Below are 17,748 nucleotides of genomic sequence, written 5' to 3'. Positions count from 1 at the left end.
ATAAAGATGCAGTTCAATATTTATTCTGATACTTTTAATTTTTCTTTTATGAACTCCTCTAGTTCCTTAATAAAACCCGCATTTATCCTATTGAATTCAAAGCGAATTTTTCTACCAGTATTGTTTTTACTGATTCTTGCATACTTATCTTTGTTATCAAAAGTAATAAGATCACTTGTTTCCCATTTTGTGGAATAAGTTTTTTCACAAACACTTTCCACAGATTGTGTGATTTTTTCCATTACAACTTTTTGAGCAACCTGGAGATCTCCAATGTCTAAATCTTTTGTTTCCTCTTTAACATTATCTATTACTTCATCTAAAGGAAATAGATTTTTTTGCACATATTTCTGTAAACGAGACAAGCGACTATAATAGGAGTTCGGGATTCCTTCATAATCCGGGAATAAAGAGATCAATGTTTCGTCAATACGGGCCGCCTGGATTCTTTTGGCTACCGATACATGACTAATCCCAAGATATGCTGCGAGTTCTTCATTAGTAGAAAATCCTTTTTCTTCCATTTTTTTGATAAATTGAAACCCAACTTCTCTATATGAAAATTTTCGAGATGTTTGTGCTGCGGATATAATTGAATTTATATCATCTTCGGTTAGTTCATCCGGAAGAACCCACAGGGGGAGATCCTTTTCTGCCTTTATACAGCAGAAACGTCTGCGACTTCCTTCTATTAATAAATAAACCCCATCTCTTTTTACAGCGATCCCTTCGGTATCGACCCCTCTTTCTTCAATCTGCTTAAGAATATCTCTAACAGAATAATCTGTAAGGGCTTCTTGATTTCGTGGGTTCGCTGGATGGACTAAGGTCTCCTTCTCCACTCTCTGGGCTGGAACAATCACATGTTCCGCTTCAAGTCTCCGGCCCTTATGAAGAGTGAATAACTTTTTTATGCGAGGTGCTGTTTTCAAACCCGCAAGACCTGAACGGTGACCGACTTCTGTCCGCTTTGGTGCGTTTAAATATCGAGATTTATCATTCCCGATATGTTGCTCATCGCTCATGCGTTAACTCCTTGCTTAGCTGAAAAACTTTTTATTTCATTTATAAATTGCTGATATACCTGTAATACAGATTCTTCTGCGACATCAAGCTGCTTTGCGGAACAAAGTTCCTCTGATTTTTTGATATCAAGCACTGTACGCCCTTTGGAAGCAGCTGCCTTAAATGCTTCAGAATTTTTTATGTTAGCGGACATCAAAAGGTCCTGAACAGTTCTGATTAATTTATCCAAAACTATTCTTTCATATGGACTTTTGTCATCTACATTGACAGCAAGAACTTTGAACCATTTTAAATTGTCGCCCTTACTTGGTGATTGTTTAAACCTTTCACTTATTGTAAGCATGAAGTCTGTAGTAGAGGCGTAATCATATTCACGTGGTGACACTGCGACAAGAATCCCATCGGCCGCTTCGTCAGCAGCCCAGATCAAAGGTGAATCTTCAGGTGGAGTGTCTATAATAATCAAATCATAGTTCTGCTTCAGTACCGGTAAGATAACTTCCTTGAAACGTAGTAACAAAGACGTACGTTCTTCTCTAGAACATTGCCAGTATTTATCTTTAAAACGAGCATCTGTCGGAAAAGCCGTTATTACGTCCAAGTTTGGCAGATGCGTTGAAAAAGGCATATTAGTGATGATTTCTTCTTCAGAGAATCCTGAATCTAAATATTTTTTATACTCAGAATTTTCTTCATAAATTCCAAGGATTGCATCAATTGCTGTAAGGAAGACATCATCTTCTGAGACACTTTGAATCATGCTGCTTCCAATCGAACCTTGTGGGTCCCATTCGATCATTAATACACGTGCATTGAGTTGTAGATCTAAAGCAGCTGCTACTGCTAAAGCTACAGATGTAGTGCTTTTCCCTGTACCGCCTTTATGATTCTGAGTAACAATAGCTCTGCTAAAGTAATGATCGCGGTACTTGGGATAACCCAGGGCATCCATTATTTTTTGAACATCCCAGCGGGTGTAAAGATGATTTTTGTTTTGATAAATAGGTGCACCAACAAGTTCTTTTTCTTCTAAGTCCGAAAGTATTTTATTGAACGTTACTCGTGACTTCCCAAAAAAATCAGAGAGATTTTTTTTATTCAAACAGTGGTTATAGATCAGTCTATCAACACCATCAACACTATCATCAGAAACAGATACTCTTGATGAAGCCATCAGAGATTCCTTTAGAGAAATCTGCTCGCTTTTCATGCGCTGACCAACGAGGGCGATCTTTTCAAGTAAATTCATGGTTATGACCTTTTTGCACTGAAAACCGACTTTTACGCATATATGTAAACTTTACGTATAATGCGTCCATTTCCTTGTTATGCGTACAATTCTATCCTTAGTTTCAATCTTAAGCTAATGTTTGTTTACTTTTTTATGATTTTTTGTGAGCTTAACTTGCAGATGTGAGCTCAGACTCTCTAGTCCATACCTAATGCACAACCTGTTTAAACCACGATTCTTGTCTCCTTCTCTACGCTTTGAAGTTAAGAGCTCCATTAATGAATCTTCACGCCTACCCTATTTCTTGCTTAGACCCTAAAATCTATCTCACCGGTGTGCTGATATACGTTTCCTAACTGTGAACCGTTGTCGTCAGTCCAGTCTAAAGATATGAGGTGTTAATCTCTTGAGGAGGCACACTACGAATTATGGGAGCAGAGTTAGCAACCTCACCCCGAAATGAAACCCAACTTAAGGAGGCAACCCCAGTGTGGAGATTAAGGGGGTTAAATCTGCCAGCGGCTGACAGTGTCCCAGCTGCTGCTCAGTCACACCACGCCCTGATTTAATCCCCTGCCCGGTATTGTAATGACCGAAAAAAACCCGTGCACTGGTGTCGGCAGACCGGCATGCATGAATATGACGTTAATCTGTATCAGCAGGCACTTTTCGCATAATGGGAGCAAGTGATAGCAACGCCGCCCAGAACGGAATGCCAACATCAGGACTGAACCCAAGTTTGGCGATTAAGGGGGTTAAATTTGCAAGCGGATGACAGTGCCCCCAGCTGCTGCTCAGTCACACCACGCTTGATTAAATCTCTCGCCAGGTCTTGTTTTGACCGAAAATAGCCCAAGCACTGATGTCGGCAGACCGGCATATAGGAATATGACGTTAATCTGTATCAGCAGGTACATTTCGCATTATGTGAGCAAGTGATAGCAACCCAGCCCGGAACTGAAGGCCAGCATGAGGACAGAACCCCAGTTTGGCGATTAAGGGGGTTAAATCTCACAGCGGCTGACAGTGCCTTCAGATGCTGCTCAGGCATACTACTCTCCCTGATATAATCTCCCATATGTTCTTGAGATCGTCGGAAATCGCCCATGCACCGGTGTCGGCAGACCGGTATGCAGTAATGTGAATTTAATCTGCATCATCAAGCACATTTCGTATTATGGAAGTAAGTGTTAGTAAACCAAAGCCCGCCCAGAACGGAAGGTCAACATCAGAACAGAATCCCAGTTTGGCGATTAAGGGTGTTAAATCTGCAAGCTGCTGACAGTGCCCCAGTTGCTGCTCAGTCACACCACGCCCTGATAGAATCTCCTGCCCGGAAATGTGATGACCGAAAAAAGCCCGTGCACTGGTGTCGGCAGACCGGCACGCAGGAATATGACGTTAATCTGTATCAGGAGGCACATTTCGCATTATGGGAGCAAGCGATAGCAACCCAAGCCCAGAACTGAAGGCCAGCATCAGGACAGAACCCCAGTATGGCGATTAAGGGGGTTAAATCCGCCAGTGGCAATAAGATCCCGAGCGGTGTTTAAGAAATATTTCCCGAAGGACAATCTTCCGCTCGTACGATGAATATAGTGTTCAACCCGGGAGAGGGATCACTTAACCTGCTTAGCCTAAATCTTACGTCATTCTCTAAACGGAGTTTAAGCTTAATGGTCCTGAGAAAGTTAAAAGGACTACCCATAATGACGGTTTGAGATGGCGAATAAGGGTTTTTCTGCCAGCGGCTGACATTGCCCCAGCTTCTGCTCAGTCACACCACGCCTGATTAAATCTTCCGCCAGGTCTTGTTATGACCGAAAATTGTCCGTGCACTAGAGTCGTAAGACCTGCATACAGGAATGAGGCGTAAATCTTTATCAGGTGGCAAGGTTCGCATCATGGGAGCAAGGGTCTTGAACTGGAGGTTAACATCATAAAATCCCAGATTGGCGATTAAGGGTGTTAAATCTGACAGCGACTGAAAGTGCCTTCAGATGCTGCTCAGGTATATTACACCCTGAAAAAATCAAGCATCTGTGCTTGCGAATATCGGAAAAGGCCATGCACCGGTGTCGGCAGACCGGCATGGGCAATGAGACGTTAATCTGTATCAGCTGGCGCATTTCGTATCATGGGAACAAGTGTTAGCAACCCTCTCCAGGACGGAAGGACACTATCAGGACTGATCCCAGTTTGGCGATTAAGGGGGTTAAATCTGCCAGCGGCTGACAGTGCCTTCTGATGCTGCTCAGACATACTATGCACAGATATAATCACCCGTCCGTCCTTGTGATTATCGGAAAAGGCCATGCACCGGAGTCGGCAGACCGGTATGCAGTGATGTGACTTTAATCTTTATCAGCAGGCGCATTTCGTATTAAGGGAGCAAGTGTTAGCAACCCTGCCCAGGACGGAAGGACACTATCAGGACTGAACGCCAGTTTGGCGATTAAGGGGGTTAAATCTGCCAGTGGCTGACAGTGCCTTCTGATGCTGCTCAGACATACTATGCACAGATATAATCACCCGTCCGTCCTTGTGATTATCGGAAAAGGCCATGCACCGGAGTCGGCAAACCGGTATGCAGTGATGTGACTTTAATCTTTATCAGCAGGCGCATTTCGTATTAAGGGAGCCAGTGTTAGCAACCCTGCCCAGGACGGAAGGACACTATCAGGACTGAACGCCAGTTTGGCGATTAAGGGGGTTAAATCTGCAAGCGGATGACAGTGCCCCAGCTGCTGCTCAGTCACACCACGTCCTGATAAAATCTCCTGCCCGGTAATGTGATGACCGAAAAAAGCCCGTGCACTGGTGTCGGCAGACCGGCACGCAGGAATATGACGTTAATCTGTATCAGCAGGTACATCTCGCATTAGGGAGCAAGTGATAGCAACCCCGCCCAGAACTGAAGGCCAGCATGAGGACAGAACCCCAGTTTGGCGATTAAGGGGGTTAAATCCGGCAGCGTGAGTAAGTGCCCGTGCTGTGTTAAAGAAATATTCCCTAAGGACAATCTTCCGCTCGGCCTTTTGTATAAAGTTGTCACCCCGGGAGCGGGGATCACTTTACCTGCTTAGCCTAAATCTTACGTCAATCGCTATCCGGAATTTTAGCTTAATGGTCCTGAGCAAGTTAAAAGGGCTACCCATAATGACGTCCCCAGATGGTGATAAAGGAGTTAATTCCGCCTTCGGCTTACAGTGCCGCAGCTGTTGCTCAGCAACACCACGCCCTGATTAAATCTCCCGCCTGTCCTTGTGATGACCAAAAATAGTCCGTGCACTGGCGTCGTAAGACCGGCATACAGGAATGAGGCGTTAATCTTTATTAGGTGGCAGGATTCGCATCATGGGAGCAAGGGCCCTAGAACTGTAGACTAACATTAGAAAATCACAGTTTGGCGATAAAGGGGGTTAAATAAGTTAAAAGTCTTCGGTGAGCAAATTGGATAAATTTTCAGAAACCAAACCGTTAATAATAAACTTTTAGAAGAATGATTAAAGGATATTAAGTTTTGTATGCAAAATGACACCAGTGATCTGTTTTCACTAATAATGCCGCGCTACTTTGATTACCTTTGGTAAACAAAAATGTAATTTACGTGATTTTCATCTTATAATGTCAGTATTGAAGTTATAAATTTTGTTTACTTAATGCGTACACAACCTAACTGCGATTTGTATTTATGTCACTGTTTTTACACCACATTAATTATAAAACCAAAATTTGCAGCACAGTGATGAACTCATTAAGTCACAACCTCATTTGTTTACTTAAGGCATACAATAAAAAACCAGATTCTTATGAGACATCTGGTTTAATTATTTTTGCTTGAAGATATTTACTCTACGCGGCCAAACCCGCTGCTACTTCTTGAGCATAGAGAATTTCTATTGCCTCGCCATAGCTACAATTCTCGCGGCTTTGAATTTCCCATAATTTACTCCTGTCAGCACTATCCGTAGTAAAACAAAGCTCCATTTTCCGGTCTACGTATAACCGACAGATCTCTTGGAAGTTTTCGAACCTGACTAACATCTCTGAAAACACCTTTTTGACTGTACGAATATTTTTCATACGTTCATATTCTGCATCTGAAGTAGAAAAATATTTATTAGCCTTCATTGCTTCAATGCTTTCTTTTTCTTGTTTCATGATTATCTTCCAAGGCGAGTTAGCAGTCAGGGCCCGGCCAACAGAAGAAGTAAAATAATCTTCAAACGACTGTGTGATACAGATGCCAGCGCAGTTTGTTTTCCTGAACCTACGCCATGCCGCTTCGAGGAAGGAAGAGAAGAATTGGTTTGATTGATTTCCGGCACCTGATGAATTATCAGGACGAATGTACTCCCATGCTTCATCAAGGATGAACAAGCGACGACGCCCATCTTTTTTGATGAACATTGCATGCTGAGCAGCCTGAATGATAGACATTAATACAACTGTCTGAAGGTGGGGGGTGCCTTTTAGCTCCTCCAGTTCCAAAACAATAAATCTGCTGTCGAAGTTGATTGGAGGCAACGTATCGGTAAACCGGTGCCCATAAATTCCACCTTCGCACCATGCTCCGAGTTGCTCCCCAATATCCTTTATACGTTTGTCTTCATGCTTCTTGCAACGCAGAGCAAAGCCGGTTATTGAACCGGTCCGACCTGATTTTCTGGATTCTTGGTACTCTTCTGCAATAAGCTGAAGCATCACTGATTGTTGATAATCATCGATAAGGCCTTTCTCTGAAGCCATAATTTTTAGCTGATTCAAAACCATTATGGTCTGAGCAACTTTGTCTTTTTCTGCATCGTTTGAAGTTGATTCACCGGTAAATTCAGGTGCTTCGTTAAATACATCGTCGTTAACAGTGATGTCAGTTAGGAAGGCAAAGGGATTTAGGGTGAAGTCAGGGGTTTTACCGAAATCAATAAATTGACTGTTTGTATATTGTTCCGCAATCCCCTGGTAAGAACGGCCCACGTCCACAACAAATACTTGAGCACCGTCAGGATCATCATCTGGGTATTCGTTTTCTAAAAAATGCTTAAATGTTGAGCGATAATGAACGAGGTTATTAGATCGCGGTCCAGCTCCAAGATAGTTATTGATTAGATATGCTGTCCAGAATGACTTCCCTGCACCTGACGTTGCACCAATAACCATGTTATAGCTTGCAGAAGTCTTGAAAATATCAAGTCCCATGAGTTGACCTTCACGAGAAACTAAACTCAGTACTGGTCTATCTGTATTACCTTTCCAGGGCCCAAAGATCGGTGTCATATGAGCCGCTCCGGTGTTGCTCACTACTTCGGAACGGTCAAGGTCGAAAATTGTCTTTGGGTCATTGCACATTGGCAGACATGACATAAATGACGGGAAAACGATAAAGGAATCATCTGCTACTTTGACCCGGCTTTCGAGGTAAAAGGATTTGAGATCGTTAGCTGCTGTCTGCACAGAATTGGCATTACTACCCATAACAGTGAAAGTAAGATACCCTCTTAAAAGCTTTGCGCCATCCTCAAGCTCGCGAGTTACGGCCATGTAGTCATTATCCATATCCCGCAGGCGAGGGCAGAATGTGACAACTGAAGGTATACTTGCCTGTTTATTAGTGATTGCTTTGTAGCGGACGTTTTCTTTTGACAACTTGAGCGGATCGGCAAACTGAACAGTCTGAGTGATCATAAATGGGCTGAAAATTGTCTTACGTCCATGCATCCAGTTAACTACTAACTCATACATACAACCGAAATTGACGTATTCAGGAAACTTTACAACGGAAAGTTGTTTGAAGTAACGATGCTCAGATTCGTCGTCACTTTGTGTGACTGATGAGAAATGATTTTCTGTGACTGTATACTTACGGCCGGGAACGTTAACTTGTTCATTAAGCCTTTTCATAGTGTTAACGTCTATGAAACCTTCAGCCCACCGGGAGTTCTTTCCGGGGTTTACGACCTTATCTATACAATAGAGCCAGTTTTCTGCATCGACCTTAAACGGATGCAATCCAATCGTAATTAACTTACTTACAAGTTCAGAGTAAAGTGAATCGATACGCGAATGTTCCAGCTCGGTAGGAAGGGCAGACTGTAAAGGAATCGATAGCGAGATCCATACCTGAAAATCCCTCAACATAAGGTTATCATGATCAGGTTTTAAAGGCTTATGCATACTTCTGTCGTAGTAGTCCAACTGATAACCATTAAGCAGATCTGCTTTAAGCTTATCGTTCCCAGTCATACGCCCACCTCGCACAGCTGACCAAGCACTAAGCTGTAAAGTCAGGTCTGGCAATGCAGTCAGAGATATTTGACAGACAGTATCTGTAGGGAAATCCATTTTGAACATTTCAGCAAGAACATCTTGCTGATTATCAAAAACTCCAGGGGATGGATTACAGATAAACATAAACCCTAATCTGTTGCCATCAATCAAAAAATAGTGAGTCCCTGCTAATTGATCGTAAACAGGGATAAACCCACCTAATTGATGGCGATTTAAACCGCTATTGTAATTATTGATAGCTTCCATATTTGACCTTACAGTTGTCTAACAATGCCGTTCGAAGAGACAGCTTTAGTTGCTTTTTGTTGCTGCTGCATATTTTCCCGGGCCGCATCCTGTACTTCTAAAGGAACTATGCGAGCTGGGTTTGAGGTCGAATTCTTGCCAGCAATCCATGTTTGCGGTTTTACGTTGACATAAACGTAGCCGGGAAGATTAAGCGCATCGTTATCATCGGTATAAGGTGCAAAAGTAATTCTCATTACTTTCCCCTGTTGCAGAACAGCAAGTGGTTCAGGAGCCACTACAGCTTGTTTATAACCTTGCGAACGGTATTGCTGGATCTGCCCAGGGTTGAGAGTCGGGTTAACGGGCTGGCCATTGTAAAGAGAGTACATATCCTTACCAGGGCTGATATCAGAATTAGGTGCAACGTAGCGTGGGGCATTTCCAGCAGAAACCGGATAGCTTGTTTGTTTAACGACTTCCGCAGCCGGATGAACGAAAGGGTTACCAGTTGAAGAGGCAGTGCTATAACTGCTAGTCATCCTTACGTTTGAATTAACCGGTACACCAGAAATAGGCCGTGGTCCAATGGATGAAGTAGGGGCACCCATTTTTAAAGTTTTATCGTACATGACAGGTAACTGACCAACTGGCTTAATTTCGGTTTTTGAATAAGCCACAGGCTGATTTTTAAGGGTAGTAGACTGTGGATATTTGACTTCCCCTGGAGGGCTAATTTCAGTTGGATAACGGCTGTCATTGACAGCCGATTTCTCCTTTCCCGATTCCGACTCTTCCCCCGCCAGTGCAGACAGATCATCTCGATTATTAGTTAACTCCATAACTTCGCGAGGACCTTTACAGATAACGCCCTTTTCAATGCCTGGACATTCGGATTCGGAACTACCGATGGAGCACCCCGTAAGATATGAGGATGTACCTACAACCAGAGCACTGAGTACCAATCTTTTGATGTTCATAAACTAGCCTTAATTTGTCTCAAATGGATTTTTTAAGAGAGGTTCAACGCTTTGGTTCAACCAGTAGTCGAAATCTTTTGGAATGCCATTACCAGCCAAACCATCCTGTCTGACAACTGAAGGTACACCCTGCAATTTATAAATTCCTGCGAGCATCAATGACGCTACCAAAGGTTCCGCCGGACATTCTTCTGCTTCTTTTTGAGAGAGCAATCTTTTTTCAATGTCGGATTTGCTTCCCATTAGCCAACGAAGAATATCGAGGTTGTTTATTTTTCCTTTTTCTTTACTACACCAGAGCCTTCTAAGCTCTTCTTTTGGCTCACCGGGTGAGGGAACTAAAACAATATCTATCCGATACTTGTCCCGATCTGCATAGAATTTCTTAACAAGTTCCATGCAACCGTCACAATCAAGTGTTATGAAAATGGCTGCTTGTCTTTTAAGCTTTGAATTTCCCAGAGGAATGGACGCTACAGTTTCCAGAGGGAAGGGGGCCTCATCAAGACTAATAAAATAGGAATTCCTGATTTCTTCTACAGTCAGAACAGGTTTACGTTTAATTACATCAACAAGGCTTCCCCCAGTAAGGGAGTATCGGCCATCGGTCGTTACTGCCATTAGCTGCGAACGTTCGTCCTGAAAGAGGTATAGCCCACCAGAAGGAATGTATATGGCATCCTTAGGTTTATATCCTTTCATTTTTGATAACACACCCGAGATCTGACTGGGTGAAACGCCACCTTCCTTTGCCTTTGCCATTAACGCAGCAGCATCACTATTAGTTAGGACCTGCTCTGAAGCATAAGTGACCGTATTCGCCATAATGGCGAAAGCCGCCATTAAAGGGAAAAGTAACTTTTTCACTATTGGGTGCCCTCTACTTCTTTGCATTATAAGAACTTGATTGTACCGCTTCAGAGCTATCTTCAAGTTCCATATAAGTGACGATTTCAACACTATCCGGTACAGTAACGGCAAGCGTTGCATCAATAATTAAATAGCCACGGTCACGGTAGATCTTCATTAATGTTCTGAAATATTCTTCGAATTGAGATCTATCATTGTCAGCAGTACGGCCTCCGTGATGCTTGAAAAATTCCTTACGTAATTCAGGCATGTCAAGCACTGCAATCTTGTACGAAGGCTGGGATTGTTTATTGAAGTAATCGTAAACATTCATAAAGCCTTTATAACCATAAATAATGACCAATACGGCAAAGGCGAAGAAAAATAAATACTTCAATATTTTTTCAATATCAATTTCGAAGGTAATTTTTTTTGTTGTCCTTTCTCGCACCATTTTTTTAGTGATTTCAGGTCCAGCTGATTCAGGCGATTCTTTTTTTTCTAAACTATCCATTTAAACCTCAGCGACTGGTCAGATTCGTTGGAATTGTAGTTCCGGTCTGAACGACAAATGTAATAGCTCGGCCAGGGCTAATTTCTACGATTGGCCACTGTTGTTCTGCAATTGCGGTGTAGTAATCGACGAGTCGATTAAGACCACCTTGAGCTGCACCAGCCCCGGCTAATGCCCCAAGTGCACCAAAATTAGGGGACTGATACTGAGCCTGTGAATTAGGGTCGATGTTAAGTGAAGATACCTTACTGGGACTTAAGCTACCGGCAAGTGAAGAAAGTCCACCGGCAAATGCAGCTCCTGCAATTGCGTTACCATTTCGGCTGATAAGCGTGCCTCGGATCCCATTTTTTCCGTCATTTTCACTTACAGCATATGCTTCCAGTTTTACGTCAAAAGCTTTCCCTTTTGAATTAACACAAGAGATAGAAGTGGCACGTATGTAAGCACGCTGTGACGCCAGATCACCAACAGCTGAACCCAGAAGGTTACAGTCACGCAAATCCATGGTGAAATTATTGGGCATGATGACATCTTTTTTAATACGCATCGTTACTGGCATTGGTTCTGATTTGGAAGAAAGGCTTGTAGGCGCTTCAAGCCCGGTAATCAGAACACCAGTGATAATAGATGTTGCCGGAAGAAACATTTCATCTTTTCGGGCAGCATGCCGCGCTTTGCTATCAACTGGCGCAGTACCATCACCTCGTACAGTCCGAGTTGGCGCTTTATCTCCTGCAATGACCTCTCTGCCTTCCTTGATTCTGTTTTCAGACACGGGCATAACCTGAATGACACCATCGGTACCATTAGTCTTAATGGAACTTTGTGTGATTGTTCTCATTGGGCTATTACGCGTAGGTGTGATAGAAGCGTAATTAGGGTTTACGCCATTAATCGGCGCATTAGCATTAAGCTGATAAGGAGCTGCCGGTGCCTGCTCATTAATCGTTTTACGCGAACTACCAGCATCCAAGTTACGATTGCCGTTTCGATTTGTCTGCATATCATTAATTTGCTGAGACAGCTGCTGAAGTTGAGAAGTTAAACTTGCAACTTGGGCTTTAGTTTCCTGTTGGGCTTTTTCTGCTTTTTCGCGGTCCTCTTTCGCCGCATTTTGGTCAAGTCGGTTTTGCTTAACCATTTCTTTATATACTTTCTGGCTTTCTTCATTACTCAATTTGTTCATTTGCGAATCATCTAACAACAAATTGGTCTGCATGTCTTTTTTCTGTGTTTTCTTTTCTTTCTTAACTGGTGTGGAAAAAATAGACTGGCTAATAATATAAACAATCACTACCAGCAGAGCGCCAATAACAGAAAGTCTGACGGTCTTATTTTCCCAGGCCTTTTTAATGTCCATGATTAGCTCCACTTGTAGGTTTCTGGAATCGTTTAATTTTTAGATTTCGTTCGCTGTCAGACATCTGAGGAACGATATAGGGTTCACCTGCTCTGGCCCAGTTTTCACGAACAGATGGATGATTCATTTCAGCTTTATCTATCTGGCTCGTTCTAGATATTTCATGTTTGTAATTAGGTTCCAAAACGTTACTTTTGTGATAGTCAAAAGCATTCTCCTCATTAATATTGCCCTCTCCTACAAATTTATCAATAAGAGTTGGATCGTTCATTATTACTGTCTGAACGGGAAAAGCGTTACTGCCATCTTCGATACTAATGGGTGCGTCCGGAACGATTAATACACTCCTTTTTGGTATATATTCTGACCTGTAGTAAAAGCTGGTTAAAGCAAATACGACAAAACCAATCACGGTGGCCCCAAGCAGAGCAGGCAAAGTAACTTTTCCCATATTATTTTCTGATTAGACTTGGTCTGGTTGTAACCCGGGCCTCGCGTTCCTTGAACAATTTATCCCGGACTATGTAAAGCTCTGTTTCTTCTCCCGGTTGCAGGTATGCTTTATCAAATAAAGCACTTGCAATAACGCCTTCTGCCATACACTGCTGATCAGCAACGATTTGACCGTATGGTTTATCGTTTTTCACAAGAATTACATCAATAAGTTCACGTGAGCCAACCAGTCTCTGACCGAGCTTTGCATACATATTAAAGTTACATGGTGACTGCTCTGGCGCAGGAATACGAGAAAGTCGGTCCTGTTGTAAACTGAATCCTGAAGGGACCTCACCAAGAGCCACAGGAGTCAATAAATCAATGATTCTTTGTTTATGATCGTCTTGTTTTGGATCCGTTGGAGCCAGTTCTTCTGACTGGGAGCGGGCCAACATTTCCTCATAGTTTTGCTTATCCAATGAGGTTTCACGTTTGGCTTGCATAGATGGGCTTAAAGATGTAGTAACTGAAATCATCGCACCGGGAACATCAAGCGGTACCAGGGTCAGGTTATAGGTCGATTCAGGTACCTGATCTTCAGACAACATAATCCCGATTGGTTTATCGGTATTAGTTGAAATAAAGACATCGCCACCATTAACAAATATGCTTGCCTCTTCAGCAGGGGTAGAAGTACTGACAGAAGCATTCTTGAAGCTGGTCGATATTCTGTTTTGAAGTCCTCGTGAAACTGGCAGTACCACATTCCCACCAGGCGGCACATTTACACGCTGAACTTCTTTATATCGGTTACGAGCTTCGACATAAAGTTCATCGGCTTTTGACGTGGCGGTCGCATTGGTTGCATTCTGCTGGGAAGAGGTACCTGTTGGTCTCCCATAGCTATCAATTGCACCAGATCGGGTCTGTGCGTCAAATCCGGGGAGACTAGGATTATTTGATAATGCTCCAGTAATAGCGCTTACCGCAGGCGAAGCATTGCTGGCTGGGGAAAGTTGCACGGTAGGGAGATCAGTTGTAGGTTTTTGTCCCTGCGCATTACCGGCTTCACTAAGGTTTGTTTGTGCACCTGACTGTTCAGAACCAGCTTGACCCGGAATAATGGCTTTTGCAGCTCCATTCTGAAATCCGTCAGCACCAACTGGCATTACAACCGGGTTATTAATTGTTGCTGGCAATTGGTATTCTTCAGCGATTACGCAGTTCGAAGTCGTGAGCATGATCAATGCTGTAATTGCGTTGAAGCCTAAGCCCTTTTTTTTAATCATCACTTGTTACCTGTAGACGGTGGCGGATTATCCAGCGTTGCCAGTTGCTCTTTGCCGTTTATCGTAATTTTTTTAATATTCGGTGTTCCGGAATATTGATTTACATATGCAATTCTTGGGCGACCATTTTTCATCCCGAGAACCCATTCATAAGTCCATTTCGATGATTCAGTTTTGTCCGGAACATTTACAAGTCGAGTCGTTTTGGTACCCCAGACATAGACCATGTCATTTTTTGGATCAAAGTAAATATCATTAGGCTTAAAGGTCTGCTCAACACCACGAGCCTGCATGATATTTATCTGCTCCTGTAAAGACTCACTCGTTTTAGCCTGTAGTTCAGGTGAAAGGGCATCGAGGACATAGGCCGTCACAAAGGAAATATTAGTTGGATTAATATTCCCTAAAAGGGTACTAAAAAAGAGAGCCCATTGTGTTTTATAAGATTCCGATGCTTTGTTACCAACAACCGTGATCTCTTCATTCATGTTTGGAGGGGTAACAATCGTCACTGGGTCAGTGAAAAAAAGAATCTTTGCAACCAATAACCCAATGACGGCTATTGAAACAGTATTAATTCGGATAAGTTTTGTATCACGATTAATCAGGGCGCTGTATGTAATTCCAGCACCTGACGCTTCAGCTTGTGGGCTAAATCGTTTTTTAATGTCCAAAAAACGTCCCTTAGCACTTTCATCTTTCTTTACGTATGACTGTTCAAGATCACCGTTTTCATCCTTTTTAGATTTTTTGAAAAAAGGGATGTTAATGCCACTTAGCATTTTCATTCATAGCTCCATCAAGAATACAAATCTCTGATAAATGGATCGTTGAAATAACGGCTACTAAAAACTGCTTTACCTGGCAAAAAACCGAGCCACCAGAGTTTGTGTTTTAGCAATCCTCTTATTCCTGACTCAGCTGCTTTGTTATACGCAATCCAATACACAACCGCTGCTACAACAGAAAACCCGAAGCATTCGAAGATATTCCCAAATGCAACCAGAATGAATGCAAGCCCTAATTTTTTGGCATCCCAAAACAAAATCAGTAGAGGCATGTTGATCCTGAAAGGGAATCTATAGGTATGCTGAGGAACGTCGTTCTGCTTACTCATTAAAAATCCAGAGAGGGGGATGAACCCCCTCATGCATGATTAACAATAAATTACAGCGGTACGCCAGCATCCATAAAGGTGCTGATAATTTTCTCGCCGTTGGCCATTACCAGCATCATGAATAATGAAACCAGTGCCAGGCCCGGGTTAGGCTTAAGGACAGAGAAATATACGCTTGAGATCAACATCGCGGCTGCCAGAATTTTGCCCGGAGCTCCAGTCATACTTTCACTCATGTATGACCAAATATCTCCCAGTGCCCCATCATCTGAACCCGCATATGCCAGACCGCAAAAAAGCACGGTCAGCAGAACAAACAAAATCACTTTTGCGCTTTTTGTTTTAAAAAGTGCAGCCGTGTTAGATTTCTTTTCACTAAGGCCAATATTTAAAGAAAGTTCCATAATTACTCCGTGTAGATTTGAGTTCACGTAAACGCGAATGAATAATACTTTTTTATTCCGATCCTTCCGTTCGCATAAACCCCCTTTTTTTAACGTTTAGCGATTGGTGAATTTTTAAGCAAAGGGCCTAAAGCATAATCTTTGAAAGGTACCAGTGAACGCTTAGTAAAAGTTTGAAAGAGGGGAGGGGGTAAGATTACGTTAAGCTCAATCCTGAAGCTGATGAGACTCCTCAAGCATAAAAGTCACTTTTGATGGTTTGAAAAGCTCTAACTAGATATCGGGCAGGTAACTAAGCTTCATATCTAATCTTTTTTGTTCCCTTATTATCTATCTCTTGATTCTGAGAAGGCCGCATATCACTGTGCTCCCTGGTTCGGCAACTATCAGTTGGAGAAACTACATACAATCCTCGGGCCGGTGCGTCATTCATCTAAATGCCTTTTACACCTCTGGGCGTGAGTGGGACTTTGTCTTGTCCATACGAACATCATTCATTCGAATGCTTTTGGCCAATGCTATTTAAGCAAATGCTTTCTGGCTGAGTCCTTTTGCGAATGAGTCTTTGATATAACTGCATGAATTTTGGGTTGTTTGGTGTACTAACAAAACAAAGGCATTTCTTTGAATGCCATTGGAGTTGTGATGCTTCTGATATTTTTTTGATCTCATATCAAGCACATAGTCCTTCTGATGCCCAATGTCATAGATGTCTTGGACCATTCTCGCTCTTAACAAAGCTGAACTGTGTGTCATTCGACCTAATGCCATTCACCAAAATGCCTTTTTATACCACTGCATAGCTATGCTCGGGATACAGTGGCAAACAAAAGCATTTCAATGAATGAATTTTTGGGATACCGACATCAAAAGCATTTGTATGAATGTAAGAGGCGTAATCCACAAAAGGCATTCACGTGAATAGAGTGCGCACGAAACCATCTTGCTCAACGGCATTTAATGAATGGGCTAGCATGTACGCTTGAGTCAGAAAGGCATACAGATGAATAGTCAGGAGTTCGTTTGAAAAGTTACTTTTTTGCACATTAAGCCGAGATGTAAGACCAGTAGTAAAAGAAGCACTAAGCATAGCACTGATAAATAACTTATTTTTCAGCAGGTTATAACCAGTGCATACCAGATAGCTTTCAACCTTGTTTGGCAAGGGCCAGCTTAGGGCTTCTTTTGAAGATCTGAAATTGTATGTCGCGACCTTTCTTAACTTCTTGATAATCGAGATATCCGATAGATTCAAGTTCCCGCATTGCTTTACGAATTATCTGGTTTTGCGTACGAATAGGGGTTGTAAGAAGCAACCTTTCCCTCAACCGTTTCATATTAACGAACAACGTACCAGCTGGCATTGCTTCAAAATAAATATAGAGAGATTGCGCAGCTTCTTTTTTAGCCAAAATGTATAGAACCTGAAGGCTTAACAATGTCTTATGGTCGTAACGATACAGTTCCCACATAGAAGGATCCCCAACCAGCTCAACAGTATCGCTTTTTGGATCAATCATAGCCTTCTGCACCAGATGCGTTACTGTGAACCGACCACTACGAGAGTCTGAGAAGGCAAGCACTACCGATGCAAGGTTCATTAATGACTCTTTAAAGCGCGCACGAGTTCGTTTGTTGATGTTTGTTGAACTGATACCACACATCTTCGCAAACTCGTTAAAAGTCAGGCTAATCTTCTCGGAAGTAAAACCATATTTACTGAAAGCCATGATGATCCCGAGCCAGCACTTAAAGTCGGTAGACATAGATAGTTTGACACCAGTTATCTTGATGTCGTCATAACCCTCCGATCTTGCAATTTCCATACACGAAAGCTCATCAGAGGCATCAACTTCAAAGTTTCGGTCGCGGTTTTCTTTTGTGCCGACAGGGGTAAATACACTCAATCTCAGCAGGGCCACGGGCTGAACCGACTTGGACGAGTTAGGCGTCAGTTGATAAGTCTTACCTGATTCATTACTGGTTACGTCAAAAGGATGGATTAACTCGTTGTTTTTAATCAT

The 17,748-nt window shown here is 42.5% G+C and carries 14 protein-coding genes; all 14 read right to left on the bottom strand.

All coding sequences use genetic code 11. The features are described from left to right. Window positions 1-20: 20 nt before the first annotated feature. Entirely contained in the window at window positions 21-1,025 is a 1,005-nt protein-coding gene (locus JQN59_RS24130) for a ParB family protein (protein WP_001278838.1), read from the bottom strand. Next, window positions 1,022-2,275: a ParA family protein gene (locus JQN59_RS24125; RefSeq protein WP_001050364.1), complete on the bottom strand. Its 1,254-nt coding sequence runs from the start codon at window positions 2,273-2,275 to the stop codon at window positions 1,022-1,024. The genes JQN59_RS24130 and JQN59_RS24125 overlap by 4 nt, the downstream gene beginning before the upstream one ends. A 1,128-nt stretch (window positions 2,276-3,403) precedes the next feature. Then, window positions 3,404-3,565, bottom strand: a complete 162-nt coding sequence (locus JQN59_RS24120) for a hypothetical protein (RefSeq protein ID WP_001371949.1) — start codon at window positions 3,563-3,565, stop codon at window positions 3,404-3,406. 2,547 nt (window positions 3,566-6,112) lie between these two features. Beyond that, window positions 6,113-8,794, bottom strand: coding sequence for a TraC family protein (locus tag JQN59_RS24115; RefSeq protein ID WP_000387412.1), 2,682 nt, complete (start codon window positions 8,792-8,794; stop codon window positions 6,113-6,115). A gap of 8 nt (window positions 8,795-8,802) precedes the next feature. Beyond that, entirely contained in the window at window positions 8,803-9,753 is a 951-nt protein-coding gene (gene trhV / locus JQN59_RS24110; protein WP_001022588.1) for an IncHI-type conjugal transfer lipoprotein TrhV, read from the bottom strand. Window positions 9,754-9,762: 9 nt separating this feature from the next. Continuing rightward, window positions 9,763-10,515, bottom strand: coding sequence for a protein-disulfide isomerase HtdT (gene htdT, locus JQN59_RS24105; protein WP_182911723.1), 753 nt, complete (start codon window positions 10,513-10,515; stop codon window positions 9,763-9,765). A 118-nt stretch (window positions 10,516-10,633) separates the two neighbouring features. Continuing rightward, entirely contained in the window at window positions 10,634-11,116 is a 483-nt protein-coding gene (locus JQN59_RS24100) for a hypothetical protein (protein ID WP_000377632.1), read from the bottom strand. A gap of 7 nt (window positions 11,117-11,123) precedes the next feature. Further along, window positions 11,124-12,479: an IncHI-type conjugal transfer protein TrhB gene (gene trhB, locus JQN59_RS24095; RefSeq protein ID WP_000351841.1), complete on the bottom strand. Its 1,356-nt coding sequence runs from the start codon at window positions 12,477-12,479 to the stop codon at window positions 11,124-11,126. Further along, window positions 12,469-12,930: a plasmid transfer protein HtdO gene (htdO, locus tag JQN59_RS24090; protein WP_000521242.1), complete on the bottom strand. Its 462-nt coding sequence runs from the start codon at window positions 12,928-12,930 to the stop codon at window positions 12,469-12,471. Before htdO ends, trhB begins: the two co-directional genes overlap by 11 nt. A 1-nt stretch (window position 12,931) precedes the next feature. Beyond that, the gene (locus tag JQN59_RS24085) at window positions 12,932-14,203 is read right to left on the bottom strand and encodes a TraK domain-containing protein (protein WP_000592092.1); all 1,272 of its coding nucleotides are present in this window, start codon (window positions 14,201-14,203) and stop codon (window positions 12,932-12,934) included. After that, the gene (locus JQN59_RS24080) at window positions 14,203-14,991 is read right to left on the bottom strand and encodes a TraE/TraK family type IV conjugative transfer system protein (protein ID WP_000783153.1); all 789 of its coding nucleotides are present in this window, start codon (window positions 14,989-14,991) and stop codon (window positions 14,203-14,205) included. The genes JQN59_RS24085 and JQN59_RS24080 overlap by 1 nt, the downstream gene beginning before the upstream one ends. 11 nt (window positions 14,992-15,002) lie before the next feature. Continuing rightward, window positions 15,003-15,353, bottom strand: coding sequence for a type IV conjugative transfer system protein TraL (locus JQN59_RS24075; RefSeq protein ID WP_001447770.1), 351 nt, complete (start codon window positions 15,351-15,353; stop codon window positions 15,003-15,005). Window positions 15,354-15,370: 17 nt separating this feature from the next. Next, window positions 15,371-15,724 (bottom strand): hypothetical protein, encoded by a 354-nt coding sequence (locus tag JQN59_RS24070; protein WP_000423602.1) that lies wholly within the window; start codon window positions 15,722-15,724, stop codon window positions 15,371-15,373. A 1,148-nt stretch (window positions 15,725-16,872) separates the two neighbouring features. Next, a complete protein-coding gene (locus tag JQN59_RS24065) occupies window positions 16,873-17,748 on the bottom strand; it encodes a RepB family plasmid replication initiator protein (RefSeq protein ID WP_000594611.1) in 876 nt (291 codons plus the stop codon).

The sequence above is a fragment of the Citrobacter sp. B72 genome (assembly GCF_016894305.1).
GTDB classification, from domain to species: Bacteria; Pseudomonadota; Gammaproteobacteria; order Enterobacterales; family Enterobacteriaceae; genus Citrobacter; species Citrobacter portucalensis.
The sequence above is the reverse complement of the archived record's forward strand: the minus strand, read 5'-3'. Positions and strand labels throughout refer to the sequence as shown.